The sequence below is a fragment of the Bradyrhizobium sp. TM239 genome (genome assembly GCF_036247985.1).
Taxonomy (GTDB): Bacteria; Pseudomonadota; Alphaproteobacteria; order Rhizobiales; family Xanthobacteraceae; genus Bradyrhizobium; species Bradyrhizobium ottawaense.
In genome coordinates this window covers 589,199-605,066 of sequence record NZ_BTIR01000011.1, presented here as the reverse complement: position 1 = coordinate 605,066, position 15,868 = coordinate 589,199, and the positions used below count along the sequence as shown (strand labels likewise).

The 15,868-nt window shown below is 65.8% G+C and carries 14 protein-coding genes; 10 read left to right on the top strand and 4 right to left on the bottom strand.

Annotated elements, in window-relative coordinates:
• Window positions 1–50 precede the first annotated feature (50 nt).
• From tsaD to AABA84_RS21210, 3 genes are read left to right on the top strand one after another with little or no spacing between them, the layout of a single operon-like run.
• The gene (gene tsaD, locus AABA84_RS21220) at window positions 51–1,124 is read left to right on the top strand and encodes a tRNA (adenosine(37)-N6)-threonylcarbamoyltransferase complex transferase subunit TsaD (protein WP_338312988.1); all 1,074 of its coding nucleotides are present in this window, start codon (window positions 51–53) and stop codon (window positions 1,122–1,124) included.
• 2 nt (window positions 1,125–1,126) lie between these two features.
• Entirely contained in the window at window positions 1,127–2,107 is a 981-nt protein-coding gene (locus AABA84_RS21215; protein ID WP_338309174.1) for an NAD(P)H-dependent glycerol-3-phosphate dehydrogenase, read from the top strand.
• Between the two features lie 2 nt (window positions 2,108–2,109).
• Window positions 2,110–2,523: an EVE domain-containing protein gene (locus tag AABA84_RS21210; RefSeq protein ID WP_338312986.1), complete on the top strand. Its 414-nt coding sequence runs from the start codon at window positions 2,110–2,112 to the stop codon at window positions 2,521–2,523.
• Window positions 2,524–2,612: 89 nt separating this feature from the next.
• On the opposite strand, the gene AABA84_RS21205 is transcribed toward AABA84_RS21210, so the two are convergent.
• Window positions 2,613–3,707 carry an adenylate/guanylate cyclase domain-containing protein gene (locus AABA84_RS21205; protein WP_338312985.1) on the bottom strand — a complete coding sequence of 365 codons (1,095 nt, stop codon included), beginning with the start codon at window positions 3,705–3,707 and terminating at the stop codon, window positions 2,613–2,615.
• A 101-nt stretch (window positions 3,708–3,808) separates the two neighbouring features.
• Here AABA84_RS21205 and AABA84_RS21200 point away from each other — a divergent pair, with 101 nt between their 5' ends.
• Entirely contained in the window at window positions 3,809–4,264 is a 456-nt protein-coding gene (locus AABA84_RS21200) for an SRPBCC family protein (protein ID WP_338312984.1), read from the top strand.
• Between the two features lie 102 nt (window positions 4,265–4,366).
• On the opposite strand, the gene AABA84_RS21195 is transcribed toward AABA84_RS21200, so the two are convergent.
• Window positions 4,367–5,536 (bottom strand): DNA topoisomerase IB, encoded by a 1,170-nt coding sequence (locus AABA84_RS21195; RefSeq protein ID WP_338312983.1) that lies wholly within the window; start codon window positions 5,534–5,536, stop codon window positions 4,367–4,369.
• Between the two features lie 402 nt (window positions 5,537–5,938).
• On the opposite strand from AABA84_RS21195, the gene acs reads away from it, so the two are divergent.
• Window positions 5,939–7,885, top strand: coding sequence for an acetate--CoA ligase (gene acs, locus AABA84_RS21190; protein ID WP_212243161.1), 1,947 nt, complete (start codon window positions 5,939–5,941; stop codon window positions 7,883–7,885).
• Between the two features lie 447 nt (window positions 7,886–8,332).
• Window positions 8,333–8,848, top strand: a complete 516-nt coding sequence (locus AABA84_RS21185; RefSeq protein WP_028139328.1) for a L,D-transpeptidase — start codon at window positions 8,333–8,335, stop codon at window positions 8,846–8,848.
• Between the two features lie 56 nt (window positions 8,849–8,904).
• Here the strand turns inward: AABA84_RS21185 and AABA84_RS21180 are convergent, their stop codons facing one another.
• The gene (locus AABA84_RS21180) at window positions 8,905–9,495 is read right to left on the bottom strand and encodes a thermonuclease family protein (RefSeq protein ID WP_338312982.1); all 591 of its coding nucleotides are present in this window, start codon (window positions 9,493–9,495) and stop codon (window positions 8,905–8,907) included.
• Window positions 9,496–9,874: 379 nt separating this feature from the next.
• On the opposite strand from AABA84_RS21180, the gene AABA84_RS21175 reads away from it, so the two are divergent.
• The 4 genes from AABA84_RS21175 (at window position 9,875) to cysC (ending at window position 15,453) form a co-directional block, all read left to right on the top strand.
• The gene (locus AABA84_RS21175; RefSeq protein WP_246549932.1) at window positions 9,875–11,413 is read left to right on the top strand and encodes a methyl-accepting chemotaxis protein; all 1,539 of its coding nucleotides are present in this window, start codon (window positions 9,875–9,877) and stop codon (window positions 11,411–11,413) included.
• Between the two features lie 157 nt (window positions 11,414–11,570).
• Entirely contained in the window at window positions 11,571–12,590 is a 1,020-nt protein-coding gene (locus tag AABA84_RS21170) for a sulfotransferase family protein (protein WP_338312980.1), read from the top strand.
• A gap of 5 nt (window positions 12,591–12,595) precedes the next feature.
• Entirely contained in the window at window positions 12,596–13,558 is a 963-nt protein-coding gene (cysD, locus tag AABA84_RS21165; protein ID WP_338312979.1) for a sulfate adenylyltransferase subunit CysD, read from the top strand.
• Entirely contained in the window at window positions 13,558–15,453 is a 1,896-nt protein-coding gene (cysC, locus tag AABA84_RS21160) for an adenylyl-sulfate kinase (protein WP_338312977.1), read from the top strand. Before cysD ends, cysC begins: the two co-directional genes overlap by 1 nt.
• Window positions 15,454–15,489: 36 nt before the next feature.
• Here cysC and AABA84_RS21155 read toward each other — a convergent pair whose 3' ends face one another.
• Entirely contained in the window at window positions 15,490–15,699 is a 210-nt protein-coding gene (locus AABA84_RS21155; RefSeq protein ID WP_338312975.1) for a DUF1674 domain-containing protein, read from the bottom strand.
• Between the last annotated feature and the right edge of the window lie 169 nt (window positions 15,700–15,868).

Here is a 15,868-nt window from a genome sequence, read left to right as displayed (position 1 = left end):
CTCTGCTTTGCGGATGAGCGCAAGGGCGCAAATTGGATAACAATTCGCCAATGCTGGTACTGGGCATCGAAACAACCTGCGACGAGACAGCCGCGGCGGTGGTCGAGCGCGCGCCTGACGGCAGCGGCAGGATCCTGTCCAACATCGTGCGGTCGCAGATCGAGGAGCACGCCCGCTTCGGCGGCGTGGTGCCGGAGATCGCCGCCCGCGCCCATGTCGACCTGCTCGACGGCATCATCGAGCGCGCGATGCAGGAGGCCGGCGTCGGCTTCGCCCAGTTGGGCGGCGTCGCGGCCGCGGCGGGGCCGGGCTTGATCGGCGGCGTCATCGTCGGGCTCACCACCGCGAAGGCGATCGCGATGGTGCACAACACCCCGCTGGTCGCGGTGAACCATCTGGAGGCGCATGCGCTGACGCCGCGCCTCACGGACGGAATCGAATTTCCCTATTGCCTGTTCCTCGCCTCGGGCGGCCATACCCAGATCGTCGCGGTCACCGGCGTCGGTCAGTATGTACGGCTCGGCACCACCGTCGACGACGCGATCGGCGAGGCCTTCGACAAGGTCGCGAAGATGCTGGGCCTGCCCTATCCCGGCGGCCCGCAGGTCGAGCGCGCGGCGGCAGGCGGCGATGCCACGCGCTTTGCGTTTCCGCGGCCGATGCAGGGGCGCCCCGACGCCAATTTCTCGCTGTCGGGATTGAAGACGGCAGTGCGCAGTGAAGCGAGCCGGCTGGTCGAGATCACGCCGCAGGACATCAGCGATCTCTGCGCGAGCTTCCAGGCCGCCGTGCTCGATTCGACCGCCGACCGGCTGAGCGTCGGCCTCAAGCTGTTCCGCGAAAAATTCGGCGCGCCGCGCGCCCTGGTCGCGGCCGGCGGCGTCGCCGCCAATCAGGCGATCCGCGGCGCCCTCGATGACGTCGCACGGCAAGCCGGGACGCAACTGATCATGCCGCCACCGGCGCTCTGCACCGACAACGGCGCGATGATCGCCTGGGCCGGCGCCGAACGCCTCGCGCTCGGCCTGACCGACACGATGGAAGCGCAGCCCCGCGCGCGCTGGCTGCTCGATGCCAACGCAATGGCGCCGGCCGGCTACGGCAAGACCCGGGCGGGATTTTAGCCATGACCACGTTCCAATCCGTCGCGGTGATCGGGGCGGGCGCCTGGGGCACGGCGCTGGCGACCGTGGCGGCGCGGGCGGGACGGAGCGTCACGCTCTGGGCACGCAATGCCGAGCATGCCGCGCGGATCGCCTCGACACGCGATAATCCGCGACTGCCCGGCGTGCAGATCGCGCCGGAGATCGTCGTGACCAGCGATCTGGCGCTCACCGCACGCGCCGACATGTTGCTGATCGCAACACCGGCGCAGCATTTGCGCGGCGCCGTCAACATGCTGGCCTCGCATCTCACAAGGCCGATGCCGATCGTCGCCTGCGCCAAGGGCATCGAGCACGGCACTCACAAATTCATGACCGACGTGATCGCGGAGGCCGCGCCGCACGCCCAGCCGGCGATCCTGTCGGGCCCGAGCTTTGCCGACGATGTCGCGCGCGGATTGCCGACGGCGGTGACGCTGGCGGCGAAGGACGAGGCGCTGGCGAGCAGCCTGGTGCAGGCGCTGGGCTCACCGACGTTTCGTCCCTATCATTCCACGGACATCCGCGGCATCGAGATCGGCGGCGCGGCCAAGAACGTGCTGGCGATCGCAGTCGGCATCGCGGTCGGGCGCAAGCTCGGCGCTTCCGCCCAGGCCGCGCTGACGACCCGCGGCTTTGCCGAGCTGACGCGCCTCGGCCGCGCGCTCGGCGCACGCAGCGAAACGATCACCGGCCTGTCTGGCCTCGGCGATTTGATCCTGACCTGCTCGAGCCCGCAATCGCGCAATTTCGCCCTTGGCCTTGCTTTGGGCCGCGGCGAGCAGCCGCCTGCGGGCAAGCTTGCCGAGGGCGAGTTCACCGCGCCGGTGCTGATCGAACTCGCAGCTTCGCAAAACGTCGAGATGCCGGTATCAGAAGCTGTCGCGTCGATCCTGAGCGGCCGGAGCACGATCGACGCCGCGATCTCGGCACTGATGACGCGCCCCTTCAAGGCAGAGGAATAGGCATGGCGTACTGGCTGGTGAAATCCGAACCGTCGGTGTGGTCCTGGGACCAGCAGGTGGAAAAGGGCGCCAAGGGCGAGGCCTGGACCGGCGTGCGCAATTACACCGCGCGCCAGAACCTCGTCGCCATGAAGAAGGGCGACAAGGCGTTCTTCTATCATTCCAACGAGGGCAAGGAGATCGTCGGCATCGCGGAGATCATCAAGGAGGCCTATCCCGATCCGACCGACAAGACCGAGAAATTCGTCTGCGTCGATATCAAGGCCGACAAGCCGTTGAAGACGCCGGTGACGATGGCCGCGATCAAGGGCGAGAAGAAGCTCGCCAACATGGCGCTGGTGAAATATTCGCGCCTGTCGGTGCAGCCGGTGACGGCCGAGGAATGGAAGCTCGTCTGCAAGATGGGCGGGGTTTAGGCGTTGCTGCCGTAGCCCGGATGGAACGCAACGCAATCCGGGAAGGACTTCATGTAGCACGCCCCGGATCACGCTTCGCTCCGTCCGGGCTACGACATCCGACCCGGCATCTCCGGCAGCGCAAACACCTCGCATGGCGCAGCAATGCCGCGCAGCGAATGCGATCCAAGCGAGATCAACGGCACGTCCGTTTCCGCGGCAAGCGCACCCGACACCAGCACGGTCCTGCCGAGCGGCTTGCACAAGCCTTCGAGCCGACTGGCGAGGTTGACGGCGGGGCCGATCGCCGTGAAGTCGAGCCGGTTGGCGGCGCCGATATTGCCCCACAGCATCTGGCCCAGATGGAGCGCGGCACCGAATGCCAGCGGCGGCAACCCTTGAGCGCCGCGCTCCTTGTTGAGATAGACCATGCCGGCCTCGGCCGCGCCTGCGGCACGCAGGGCGGCCTCGCAGGCGCGGCGGGCCGATGCCTCGACTACCGGAAAGATCGCGAGCACGCCGTCGCCGATGAATTTCAGCACCTCGCCGCCGAAGGCGTGGACAGCGCCGGCGATGCGGTCGAACCAGGCATCCAGCGCGGCGATGACTTGTGCAGGCGGAGAGGTTTCCGACAACGTCGTGAAGTTGCGCAGATCCGCATAGAGCAGCGCCGCCTGAATGGTCTCGCCGAGATCGCGCCGCAGAGGCGCCGCCAGCACCCGTTCCGCGCTGCGCTTGCCGAGATAAGCATCTAACGTCGCGCGCAACGTGGCGCGCGCGGCGAGCACGGCGAGGGGCGTCGCGGCAAAGCGCGCGGCCTGGCGCAATTGCCCGATGTCGTCCGCGGTGAACGGACGCGGCCCGATCCAGCAAAGCTGCGGCCCATCTGGACGTCCGACGATGTCTTCGTGCACCTCGCCGCGCGCGATGTCGCGCAGCCAGCGGCGACCGGCATCGTTGGGCGAATCGGGCGCCAATCCGCCCGGCGCGAAGCCGAGTGCTTCGATCACCTGGCCGCTGTCGGCACGCCACAACCAGGTCCGCTTCGCGATCAGCGGATGCGGCACCTCCAGCGTCAGGGCGCCCGCGGCAAGCGGCACGCCATCGGCGGCCAGATGGGCGCCGAGTTCCGCAAGCAGGCGGTCCGCCCCGGAACTATCCGAGGCGGCATCGACAAGCCAGGCGAGCGTCGGCGACAACTGCATGACTCGATCATGGCGAAGGCGGGCCGTCTTTGTCACGGGCAATCCTTGACGGGCCGCTTCGGCGCCGCCATGTCCCAACGTCAGGGAATGGATGATCGCCGATGACCGAACCGTTCATAGTGCGACGCGAGACCCAGATCGCCGCACCACGCGCCACCGTTTTCGCCTACCTGACCGACCCCGAGAAGATCCTAAGCTGGATGGGCTCCGATGCGACCACGGAGCCGCATCCCGGCGGGCTTTATCTGCTCAAGGGCATCGGCCCCCGCGGCGGCGTCGCCCGCGGCGCCTTCTGCGAGGTCGTGCCGGTGCACCGTCTGGCCTACACGTTCGGATGGGAAGGCGGCCAGGAAGTGCCGCCCGGTTCGAGTCTGATCGAGATCGACCTGATCGAGCGCGACGGCGGCACGCTGCTGCGCATGACCCATAGTGGCTTGCCGACCGCCGAGCAGGCGGCCGCACACGCAACGGGGTGGGCGCATTATATTGAACGGCTCACGACCGCAGCCGCGGGCGGCGATCCCGGACCGGACAGGGGTGTTTCAGACAAGACATAGGTCTCGTAGGGTGGGCAAAGGCGCACTTGCGCCGTGCCCACCATCTTTCACCATGAGCAAATGGTGGGCACGCTTCGCTTTGCCCACCCTACGGCAGTGTCGTTACACCGCGGCTGTCGCCACCACCTGCGCCAGAAGCTGCTCGCGCCTCGCCTGCGAGCGCTGGCCCTTCATGGTCGCGGCGAAGCGTTCGAGGATGCCGTCCTCGAACGCGGTGACGATGGTGTCGTGGACGTAGCTCTTGCGGCAGATCGCCGGCGTGTTGGAGAGCTTGTCGGCTGCGGCGCGGATCGCGCCCAGCACCTGCTTCTTGCGGCCGCGCTGGCTGGTCGCCGGCGTGATCCGCGACAGCGATTCCACGACGACAGCAGAGGCCATCAGCGTACGGAAATCCTTCAGCGAGATCTTGATGCCGGCGATCTCACGCAAGAACGCGTTCACCTGCGTGGTGTTGACCGCGCGCACGATGCCGTAAGCATCGCGATACTGGAACATGCGCTTGCCGGGGACGCCCTGCAAAATGCCGATGGCACGCACCAGCTTGGCCGCGTCGCACTCCTTGCGCACCGCCTTGCCGCCCTTCGCCTTGAAGGTCAGCACGAAGCTGTCGTCCTCCAGCGTGACGTTCGACTTCAGCAGCGTGGTGGCGCCGCGGGTGCCGTTGAGGCGGGCATAGGATTCGTTGCCGGGACGGATCGCGGTGCGCGCGATCAGCTCGATCACGGCCGAGAGCGCGAATTCACGCGTCGCCTCGTCGCCCGACAGGAACGCCGAGACCTTGCGCCGGATCTTTGGCAGCGCGCCGACGAGCTTTTCCAGACGATGCGCCTTGCGGTGCTCGCGGACCTTCTCCCAATCGGCGTGATAGCGATATTGCAGCCGGCCCGCGGCATCGCGGCCCACGGCCTGGAGATGCAAGCTCGGATCGGCCGAGTAGCGCACCTCGCGATAGGCCGGCGGCACCGCCATGGCGTGTAGCCGGCGGATGGTGCGGGCGTCGCGGATGTGTGCGCCGTTGGGACGGACGAAGGAATAGCCCTTGCCGCGCTTGACGCGGCGGATGGTCAGCTCGTTCTGGTCGCCGAGCCGCAGGCCGAGCTCCTTGGCGAGCGCCTCGACCGTCGCCGCAGGCGCCGTGTCGAAGGTCTTCTTCGGGCTCGGACGCCTGAAAGGGGCCGATTTCGGCCATTGTCCGAGGGCCTTTGCCAGTGCAATGGCCGCAGGATCGGCTGAAGCGGGCCGTATCGTCCCGAGATTCTGCTGATCCATCATAGCCTTATGCCTTAGCCCTGTCTGTTATCGGTCAATGCCGGTGTTCTGATTTTTGTTCCGAAGGGTCTCTTGGGACCCGGGTTGGCCATTTAGGGTGTTCCGAACCGTATTGCGAGTCCCGAATCAGTGAAAGGTGGTTTCCAAATACCGCTGGGGATGCATGAGGACGCTGCGCCACCCCGTTCCGCACCTTCGAGGAGAGCCTCCGAAAGCCGCCCGCCGGCTTGTTTCAGATCTGCGACAGTCGCAGCAGGCGGCCTTGATCCTCCGCATGGCCGGCGGCCCGCCGAAGGTCCAGCTTGTGCTCCTTGTCGGGCCCGGTTAGCCCGACGCATAATCAGTCAATGATCAAGTCGGCTCGCCGGTCACCAGCGTTCGGCCTGCCGTATGTGGAGGGAAAGCATGTCCGAGAAGATCTACGACGTCCCCGCGGAATGGGCGAAGCGCGCCTGGGTCGACCAGGCCAAGTACAAGGAAATGTACGCTCGCTCGATCTCGGACCCGAACGGTTTCTGGGCGGAGCAGGCCAAGCGCATCGACTGGATGCATGCGCCGACCAGAATCGAGAACGTCTCCTTCGCACCCGGCAACATCTCGATCAAATGGTTCGAGGACGGCATCCTCAACGTCGCCTACAACTGCATCGACCGGCATCTGCATACGCGCGGCAACCAGACCGCGATCATCTGGGAAGGCGACGATCCCTCGCAGTCCAAGCACATCACCTACAAGGAGCTGCACGACGAGGTCTGCCGGATGGCCAACATCCTGCGCACCCGCAACGTCAAGAAGGGCGACCGCGTCACCATCTACCTGCCGATGATTCCGGAAGCGGCCTATGCGATGCTCGCCTGCGCGCGCATCGGCGCGATCCACTCCGTGGTGTTCGCGGGCTTCTCGCCGGACAGCCTCGCCCAGCGCATCAATGACTGCAAATCCAAGATCATCATCACCGCGGACGAAGGCCTGCGCGGCGGCAAGAAGGTGCCGCTGAAGGCCAACGTCGACGCCGCGCTCGCCAAGGCCGACGACGTCGACTGGGTCGTGGTGGTCAAGCGCACCGGCGGCAAGATCGACATGAACCCGACGCGCGACCTCTGGTATCACGAGGCGGCGGCGATGGTGACGACGGAATGCCCGGTCGAGCACATGCACGCCGAGGATCCGCTGTTCATCCTCTACACCTCGGGCTCGACCGGCCAGCCCAAGGGCGTGCTGCACACCTCCGCCGGCTATCTCGTGTTCGCCTCGATGACGCATCAATACGTCTTCGACTATCACGACGGCGACATCTACTGGTGCACCGCCGACGTCGGCTGGGTCACCGGCCACAGCTACATTCTCTATGGGCCGCTGGCGAACGGCGCGACCACACTGATGTTCGAAGGCGTGCCGAATTACCCGGATAATTCCAGGTTCTGGAGCGTCATCGACAAGCACAAGGTCAACATCTTCTACACCGCGCCGACCGCGATCCGCGCGCTGATGCAGGGCGGCGACGAGCCGGTGAAGAAGACCTCGCGCGCCTCGCTCCGCCTGCTCGGCTCGGTCGGCGAGCCGATCAATCCGGAAGCGTGGGAGTGGTATCACCGCGTCGTCGGCGACGATCGCTGCCCGATCGTCGACACCTGGTGGCAGACCGAGACCGGCGGCATCCTGATCACGCCGCTGCCGGGCGCGACCAAGCTCAAGCCGGGCTCGGCGACGCAGCCGTTCTTCGGCGTGGTGCCTGAGATCGTCGACGCCGACGGCAAGGTTCTGGACGGCGAGACCTCGGGCAATCTCTGCCTGACGCGGTCCTGGCCCGGCCAGATGCGCACGGTCTACGGCGACCATGCCCGCTTCGAGCAGACCTATTTCTCGACCTACAAGGGCAAGTACTTCACCGGCGACGGCTGCCGCCGCGATGCCGACGGCTATTACTGGATCACCGGCCGCGTCGACGACGTCATCAACGTCTCCGGCCATCGCATGGGCACCGCGGAAGTCGAGAGCGCGCTGGTGGCGCATGAGAAAGTCTCGGAGGCTGCCGTGGTCGGCTTCCCGCACGACATCAAGGGCCAGGGCATCTACGCCTATGTCACCCTGATGGCCGGCATCGAGCCGACCGAGGACCTGCGCAAGGAGCTCGTCACCTGGGTGCGCAAGGAGATCGGCCCGATCGCATCCCCGGACCAGATCCAGTTTGCGCCGGGCCTGCCCAAGACCCGCTCCGGCAAGATCATGCGCCGCATCCTGCGCAAGATCGCCGAGGACGAGCCGGGCAGCCTGGGCGATACCTCGACGCTGGCCGATCCCGCCGTGGTCGATGATCTCGTCAGGAACCGGCAGAACAAGAAGTCGGCGTAAGCTTGCTCTCGTGCCCCGGACGCAGCGCAGCGCGCACGTCGCGTTGCGCTGCTGAGCCGGGGCCCATCCATCCCAGCGCAAAGAACTGGGTCCTCCCGGCTCTGCGTCGCGGCGCGACGCGCCGCGCCTTGTCCGGGACACGAGACCGCGTTTGTCGTCGAGCCTCCGGTAAACAACAGCCGTTCACATCCTCACGCACTCGTCAGCGCGCGTGCCGGTGCGGCCGCATCTTTCCCGCCGAGTGTTGTTTTCAGGTCATTTACTTTATTTCGAACATTTCCTTTGTTCCCCCTGCTGGCTGGCCCTTGGCGGCCGTGCGTGGAAACCAACCGGTTAACGGGCGCGGTTAAGAATGTCCCTAACAAGGACTTGGACAAGGACTTGGCAAGCTGGCGATTGCCGGTGCTGCGTAATTTTGGACGATCCGTTCGGGCTAGGGGAAAATCGATGTCGATAAGGATTGCGGCGGCACTGGCCGCCACCATCGGGGCAGGGGTCTTGATGTCGACGGCGGCGCAGGCGCGCCCGGAAATGGTGGGGGCGCATCTGGCCGACTATTCGCCGGGCACCATCGTGGTCAAAACCAGCGAGCGGCGGCTCTATCTCATCCTCGATAACGGCCACGCCGTGCGCTATCCGGTCGGCGTCGGCAAGTCCGGCAAGCAGTGGGCCGGCACCACCCGCATCGACGGGAAATATCGCAACCCGGCCTGGGCACCGCCGGCCGAGGTCAAGCGTGACAAGCCGAGCATTCCCGACATGATTCCGGGCGGCTCGCCGCGCAACCCGATGGGCGTTGCGGCGATGACGCTGGCCGGCGGCGAATACGCCATCCACGGCACCAACGTGCCGGGCTCGATCGGCGGCTTCGTCTCCTATGGCTGCATCCGGATGCTCAACGACGACATCACCGATCTCTATGGCCGCGTCTCCGTCGGCACCACGGTGGTCGTGACGCGCTGATCGCCGGGATCAAGGCAAGACAGGAAAAGGCCGCGTCCCCGGACGCGGCTTTTTTGTTACCAGAAGCGCCAGCTGCGGGCGCACCAGCCGTCGCGGTGGCCGCCATTGTAGCTTCGCGCAAAACCGCCGGCGAGCAACGCCGCCGAAACGCTCGCAGTCCGCCGGGTCGCGACGTCGGCGAGAACGCGGCCGTATTTGTCGGGGCCGAGATTGGTGATCGTCACGCCGCCCTGGCCGAGCAGATCGCGCAATGCGCGCGCCGCGGCTTCCGCCTTGTCCTGCTCGTCCTGGCAGGACGCTTTCATCTCGGGCGCGTCGATGCCGCGCAACCGAACACGCACGACGAGATCGCGGCCGTCGCGCTGACGAACACGCGCGAGAAAGGTGTCGCCGTCGATGGTGCGAATGACGTCGACCGGCTCGCGAACATCGGGATGGCCCGCCTGCTCGAGAACGATCTCGGCATTCCGCGTGCGGTCGCCATCGGTGTCCGGAACAAGCCAGCTCATTCCATGGCGAAAGGTGAGCACGACCGCCAGCACGATGCCCACCACGAACATCCACGGCAATAAGCCGGAGAAGAGTCGGCTGAACGGCGAGCCGCCGAACTGCGGCCGATAGGCATTGGGTCGATCCTGGAAGCGCATGACCTCACGCTAGGACAGAGTCGGGGGGAACTCAAAGCACGGGCGCGCACATAGCGGAACCAGATCCACTGGCAAGCGTGCAGGAAAATTCCATCGTCGAATATGTCAGCCGTAGTTCTACTGGAGATCCGCGAATATTTCCCAAATCTCAATCATTGGTTGCGAATACCTGTTATACGGCAGCGCGAGGGAGATTGCGGTGGGGTCATTCAGGTTTCGCATTGGGACAAAGCTCGGCGTCGTGACGGGTGTGAGCATCGTGCTGGTCTGCGGCATGCTGACCAACCAGATGCTCGGCAACCGGTCGATTGCCGAATCCAATCGCCTCGTCACGATCAACTATCTCAACAAAGGCAATGCGCAAGCGGCGCAGACGGCGATGGCGCGGGCCCAGCTCGCAGCTCTCGAGATCGGTTCCGCCTCGTCAGCCGGAGAGGTTGACAAGCTCCTCGAGAGTCTCCGTGCGCGCGCAGGCGAAGCCGGTGCGGAAATCGACGCGGCGACCGACCGGGCGACCCGCAAGGTCACCCAGGACGCCTATCGTGAGACCAAGAAATTCGTCGATGCGTATCTGGCCAGTGGCGTTGAACTGGCGGGGGCGCAAAAGACCGTCATTGGCGCCCCCTCTGGCGGCGCCAGGACTGCGGCAGAGTCGACGAAGGCCAGCATTCTCGCAGAGCGTATGCGTCCGGCCGCCCTGGAAGTCAGCAAACGGATCGACGATCTGGTCGGCGTTGCCAACGAATTCGCCGCGCGCCGCAAGGGCGAGATGCTGGCCGAACTGGACCGCGTTGCCAACTTCGCATTGATCGTCGGCGTCTTCGTCGTTCTGACCTTGATCGGGTCCGCCGTCTTTTCCGTGTCGAACATTGCCCGGCCGATCCGGCGCATCGGCGACGTGCTTCTCCAGCTCGCCGGCGGCAACAAGGCGATCGAGATTCCCTACACGCGTCGTAGCGATGAAGTCGGCGACAACGCTCGCGCGGCTCAGACCTTCAAGGAAAACCTGATCCGTATCGAGCAGATGGAGGCCGAGCAGAAGAATCAGGAAGCCGCTGCGGCTGCGCAGCGCAAGGAAGAGATGGCCCAGCTCGCCGGCGTGTTCGAAGCCGCGGTCGGCGGCATCATCGACTCCGTGTCAGCAGCCTCCCAACAGCTCGAGGCAGCCGCCGGTACGTTGTCGGGAACCGCAGAAGAGACTCAGCAGCTCTCCGGAATGGTCGCGGCGGCCTCCGAGGAAGCGTCCACCAATGTCGGAGCGGTCGCGTCCGCCGCCGAGGAAATGAGCACCTCGGTCGTCGAGATCGGCCGCCAGGTCCACGATTCCAGCCGCATCGCCAGCGAAGCGGTCAGGCAGGCCGAGCGCACCGACGTCCGGATCAATGAACTGCTCAAGGCGGCGGGCCGAATTGGCGACGTCGTCAAGTTGATCACTGCGATTGCAGAACAGACCAACCTCCTGGCACTGAACGCAACGATCGAGGCGGCGCGCGCCGGCGAATCCGGCCGCGGCTTTGCAGTCGTGGCGAGCGAGGTGAAAGCACTCGCGGCGCAAACCGCGCGAGCGACCGAAGAGATCAGCGCGCAGATTGCCGGCATGCAATCGGCAACCGAGGACTCCGTCGGAGCGATCAAGGAAATCGGCGCGACCATCGCCCGCATTTCAGACATTTCGTCGACCATTGCCGCGACGATCGAAGAACAGGGTGCGGCGACGGCCGAGATTGCGCGCAACGTCAGCGAAGCCGCCAAGGGAACCGTCGAAGTCGCGGACAAGATCGCCCAGGTCAGTCATGGCGCGAGCGCGACCGGCGCGGCGTCGGGGCAGGTGTTGGCATCGGCGCGCTCACTGTCGGGCGAAAGCAGCCTCTTGAAGACGGAAGTCGAGAAGTTCCTCAACACCGTGCGCGCGGCATGAAACTGCATAGCGGCGACGAGCATATCATCGATGCTCGTTGCACACGGACAGCGCCTCCGGGATTCCCCGGAATTGTCCGGCAGCGTCGGCAACTGTAGGTTGGAAATGATCCAACGAGCAATCGCTCGTGGAACTCCCTGCAGTGGGCCCCCCCGACATGACCATCGATGCAATTTCAGCCGATTCGCTCGAACGAATGGCCGACCTCGTTCGGCAGCAGCATAGTTCCCTCGACACCGTGCTGCTGTCCCCTGTGGGCGAATTCCAGACCAGAGCCGTCACGCTCGCGACGTTGATGCGTGAAGTGACGGACTGCCTCGCCGAGGATTTCCAGCATCGCCCGGCGCAGGACTTTCCGATGCTCTATTTTGCATGCGGCAAGGCCAGGGTCGGATCGACCGCCCTCAGCAATCTGTTCGGCATGACCGGCATGCCTTCATATTATCAACCGCTGAAGGCGATCCTGCGCGAAGCGCTCGTCGGCCGTCCGCTGACGCCCTGGGTCATCCCCTCGGCGAGCGACGAGCCGCACATCTTCAGCAAGGAAACGATCGGGCCCTACGTGCTCGCCGAGAGCTTGTTCAATCCGCTGCAGCTCCTGGTCGACGCAGGCTATCCGCGGCACCGTCTGCATCTCATCATGCTCGATCGCGAGCCGGCGAGTTCGCTGGCGTCATGGCTCGAGAAGCTGATTTCGCGCGCGCCCGAAGATACATTGCTGCGGCACTATGTCGTCGCCGCACTCAGCGCGGCCCGCGTCGCAAGTTACGCCCAGCAACAAGGCGTTCCCGTCACGCACTACGTCTACGAGGTGAGCAAGGAGGCGTTGTCGTCGGTGCGCGTCTTGTTCGACCGCCTCGGCCTTTCGAGCAGCTTTACCGAGAATGCCGTGACGTCATGGCGGGAACCGGGAGGCGTGCAGGCAAACAACGCGCGCGTCATCTTCCCGAGCGAAGCGACGATCTACAAGGTGCCCAATCTGCACACCTCCGATAGCGCCTATCGCTACCAGCGCCGCGCGACGGGCTCGGTGAGCGAAGCCCAGCTGGAGATCCTGGAGCGCTGCGGCGTCAATGACGCCTATCGAGCTTCGGTCGCGGCGTGCGTCCGCGATCTCGGCCTGAATGCGGCAATTTCGGCGCATCTGTTCGGCGACTGGTTCGCTGAGGCCGCGTGATCCGCATGCTGGACAATCCCACGAGCGCCGAATCCGCCTTCCTTGAAAGAACCGGTGGCGAGCAGCTTCACGCCGCCGGCCATCTTCGGCGCCTGGAGGCGGAAAGCATCCACATCCTGCGGGAGACGGCGGCCGAATTCCGCAAGCCGGTCATGCTGTATTCGATCGGCAAGGACTCCTCGGTGCTGCTGCATCTGGCGATGAAGGCCTTTCATCCCGGCAAGCCGCCGTTTCCGCTGCTGCACGTCGACACGACGTGGAAGTTCCGCGAGATGATCGCGTTTCGCGACCGCCGCGCGCGCGAACTCGGCATCGACCTGATCGTCCATACCAACAATAACGGCTTGAGCCAGGGCATCGACCCCTTCACCCACGGCTCGGCCCGCTACACCGACGTCATGAAGACGCAGGCGTTGCGACAGGCGCTGGACCTCCACGGCTTCGACGCCGCGATCGGAGGCGCACGGCGCGACGAGGAGAAATCGCGCGCCAAGGAGCGCGTGTTCTCGCACCGGAGCACGGCGCATCGCTGGGATCCGAAGAACCAGCGGCCCGAGCTGTGGAGCCTGTACAACACGATGCTCGCGCCCGGCGAGAGCATGCGGGTGTTTCCGCTGTCGAACTGGACCGAGCTCGACGTCTGGGACTACATCCTGCTCGAGGACATCCCGATCGTTCCGCTCTATCTGGCCGCCTCGCGCCCGGTGGTCGAGCGCGACGGCGCGCTGATCATGGTGGACGACGAACGGATGCCGCTGCATGCAGGCGAAGAGCCGCGATGGCGCTCCGTCAGGTTTCGCACCCTGGGCTGCTATCCGCTCAGCGGCGCCACGGTCTCGACCGCGGCGACGCTGCCCGAGATCGTGCGCGAGATGATGGCCTCGCGCACCTCCGAGCGGCAGGGACGCATGATCGACCGGGACAGTCCCGCATCGATGGAGCGCAAGAAAGCGGAAGGCTACTTCTGATGTCCTATCACGAGGCCCCCACGATCGCGGCCGCCGATGCGCCGCGGCTGGATCAGGACGACCGTCCGACGCTGCGTTTCGTCACCTGCGGCAGCGTCGACGACGGCAAGAGCACGCTGGTCGGCCGGCTGCTCTACGATTCCAAGACGCTGCTCGACGACCAGCTCGACGCGCTGGCGTCCGAGAGCCGGACGGTCGGCACCACCGGCGGCGATTTCGATTTCGCGCTGCTGGTCGACGGCTTGCAGGCCGAGCGCGAGCAGGGCATCACGATCGACGTCGCCTACCGCTTCTTCGCCACCAAGCTGCGCCGCTTCATCGTCGCCGACACGCCGGGACATGCGCAGTACACCCGCAACATGGCGACCGGCGCCTCCAACGCCGATCTCGCCGTGGTGCTGGTCGATGCCCGCAAGGGTGTGATCACGCAGACGCGGCGCCACAGCCACATCCTGTCGCTGCTGGGTATCCGTCACGTCGTGCTCGCCGTGAACAAGATGGACCTGATCGGATTCGACGGGGATCGCTTTGCGGCGATCACTGCCGAATATCTGACCATGGCCGGGCAGCTCGGGATCTCGCAGGTCCAGTGCATTCCGGTCGTGGCGCCCGACGGCGACAACATCGTCGCCGCCAGCGCGCGGATGCCCTGGTACACTGGGCCGACCGTCACGGCCTATCTGGAATCGGTCGATGTTTCCGGGGATGTCTCGCAGCGGCCGTTCCGGCTGCCGGTGCAATGGGTCAACCGGCCGCATGCGGAGTTTCGCGGCTTCTGCGGGCGGATCGCCAGCGGAACGATCACGACCGGCGAGACCATCGCCGTGCAACCATCAGGCCGCCACACGCGCGTCGCGCGCATTCTCACGCCCGGCGGCGAGCGCGATCGGGCGGCGGCGGGCGAATCGGTCACGCTCACATTGACCGACGAGATCGACGTCAGTCGCGGCGACGTGCTGACGGCGGGGCCCGCGCCGCAGGTCTCGGATCAGCTTGCCGCTCACCTCGTCTGGTTCGATGACGAGGCCATGGTCGCGGGCCGGCGCTATCTGCTCAAATGCGGCGCGGCCTCGACCGGCGCGGTGATCACGACGCTCAAGCACCGCATCGCCATCGACACCATGGCGCATGAAGACGCCGCCACGCTCGACGCCAACCAGATCGGCTACGCCCATCTCAGCCTCGACCGGGCGCTGGTGTTCGAGGCCTATCGCGACGACCGCGACATGGGCAGCTTCATTCTCGTCGATCCGATCAGCCACCGCACCGCCGCCGCGGGAATGATCGACCTTTCGCTCCGCCGCGCCACCAATATTCATTGGCAGCGGCTTGCCGTCGACAAATCGGTGCGGGCGCGGTTGAAGCAGCAGCGCCCCTGCGTGCTCTGGTTCACAGGCCTGAGCGGGGCGGGTAAATCGACGATCGCCGATCTCGTCGACCGCAGGCTTGCCGAACTCGGACGCCACGCCGCGCTGCTCGACGGCGACAATCTCCGCCACGGCATCAACCGCGACCTCGGCTTTTCCAATGCGGACAGGGCGGAGAACGTCCGGCGCGCCGCGGAAATCGCCGCACTGTTCGTCGATGCCGGCATGATCGCGCTGGTCGCGTTGATCTCACCATTCCGCAGCGAGCGCGAGCTGGCGCGCCAGCGGGTCGAGGCAGGCGAGTTCATCGAGATCCATGTCGCGACCCCGCTCGCCGAATGCGAGCATCGCGATCCCAAGGGGCTCTATCGCAAGGCACGGGCGGGAGAGCTGCCGGGGTTCACCGGCATCGATCAGCCCTACGAGATGCCGCAGGCGCCGGAGATCACCATCGACACGTCGGACCTGTCGAGCGACGCGGCCTGCGAGCGCATCATCCGTTATCTCAGGGACAATCACTATCTGTAGTGGCGGGAGTGGACGCCTTCCCGGACCGGCGATCGCTCAGAAGTCGGAGGCGATGCCCTTGCGCTCCCAGTCGCCGTAGCGGGTCGGCTCGGGTCCCTTGGGCCCCTGCAACTCCTTCGGCGCCGCCTTGCCGGCCTCTTGGGCCTGCACGGCCGCGGCCTGCCGGCGCGCCTCGGCTTCGGCCAGCGCGCGCTGGGCTGCCGGCGTGAGCTGCTTGCGGTCGGGAACGGGAGGCTGGTCACTCATCGCCAGGCTTTCTAGCGCAGGACGAGCCGCAACGCGATGTCCAATAACGCATTCCTGAAATCGGCCCGGAAGGGCTGAAAAAGCCGGAAGCGATTCTTACATTTGGCATATTCGCGTGCCAGAGATCACCTTCTCAAGGCATGCGCCCATTGCGGCGGAACTGCCGCTC

Bases quoted from the DNA above. Each gene is read 5' to 3' on its own strand.
- AABA84_RS21170 (WP_338312980.1), top strand. From the start codon at position 11,571: ATGACCATCGATGCAATTTCAGCCGATTCGCTCGAACGAATGGCCGAC.
- cysC (WP_338312977.1), top strand. From the start codon at position 13,558: ATGTCCTATCACGAGGCCCCCACGATCGCGGCCGCCGATGCGCCGCGG.
- AABA84_RS21195 (WP_338312983.1), bottom strand. From the start codon at position 5,536: ATGATGGATCAGCAGAATCTCGGGACGATACGGCCCGCTTCAGCCGAT.
- AABA84_RS21175 (WP_246549932.1), top strand. From the start codon at position 9,875: ATGGCGCGGGCCCAGCTCGCAGCTCTCGAGATCGGTTCCGCCTCGTCA.
- AABA84_RS21215 (WP_338309174.1), top strand. From the start codon at position 1,127: ATGACCACGTTCCAATCCGTCGCGGTGATCGGGGCGGGCGCCTGGGGC.
- acs (WP_212243161.1), top strand. From the start codon at position 5,939: ATGTCCGAGAAGATCTACGACGTCCCCGCGGAATGGGCGAAGCGCGCC.
- AABA84_RS21185 (WP_028139328.1), top strand. From the start codon at position 8,333: ATGTCGATAAGGATTGCGGCGGCACTGGCCGCCACCATCGGGGCAGGG.
- cysD (WP_338312979.1), top strand. From the start codon at position 12,596: ATGCTGGACAATCCCACGAGCGCCGAATCCGCCTTCCTTGAAAGAACC.
- tsaD (WP_338312988.1), top strand. From the start codon at position 51: ATGCTGGTACTGGGCATCGAAACAACCTGCGACGAGACAGCCGCGGCG.
- AABA84_RS21205 (WP_338312985.1), bottom strand. From the start codon at position 3,707: ATGCAGTTGTCGCCGACGCTCGCCTGGCTTGTCGATGCCGCCTCGGAT.
- AABA84_RS21210 (WP_338312986.1), top strand. From the start codon at position 2,110: ATGGCGTACTGGCTGGTGAAATCCGAACCGTCGGTGTGGTCCTGGGAC.
- AABA84_RS21155 (WP_338312975.1), bottom strand. From the start codon at position 15,699: ATGAGTGACCAGCCTCCCGTTCCCGACCGCAAGCAGCTCACGCCGGCA.
- AABA84_RS21200 (WP_338312984.1), top strand. From the start codon at position 3,809: ATGACCGAACCGTTCATAGTGCGACGCGAGACCCAGATCGCCGCACCA.
- AABA84_RS21180 (WP_338312982.1), bottom strand. From the start codon at position 9,495: ATGCGCTTCCAGGATCGACCCAATGCCTATCGGCCGCAGTTCGGCGGC.